Source organism: Corynebacterium sp. AOP36-E1-14, from assembly GCF_052377495.1.
Classification (GTDB): Bacteria; Actinomycetota; Actinomycetes; order Mycobacteriales; family Mycobacteriaceae; genus Corynebacterium.
The window spans coordinates 1-226 of record NZ_JBQSWV010000091.1 but is presented as its reverse complement, the minus strand read 5'-3'; the positions used below and the strand labels follow the sequence as shown (position 1 = coordinate 226).

Sequence of the window (226 nt, the reverse complement as noted above, 5' to 3'; positions counted from 1 at the left end):
TACAGGCAGGTCCACCAGCTGCCGGGTGACGTGATCTCGCAGCACACCCGGATGTTTACAGCCAGGGCACTGATCGTCGACGGCCACCGGGGCGGCGTCGATGGCGGTGAACAGGCCGGCATCGGCGGCGTCGGTGATGGTCAATCCGATTTCAGCGGTGCGGCAGATGGTGTCAGCGACGAGGTTGCCAGTAGTGTGCACTTCTAGGGTCCTGGTTCGGTTCAGA

1 pseudogene is annotated in these 226 nt (G+C 63.3%); it reads right to left on the bottom strand.

The features are described 5' to 3' along the window. Positions 1–201, bottom strand: a pseudogene (locus tag ACT3TD_RS14875) (ISL3 family transposase); the annotation flags it as partial. Positions 202–226: the final 25 nt, after the last annotated feature.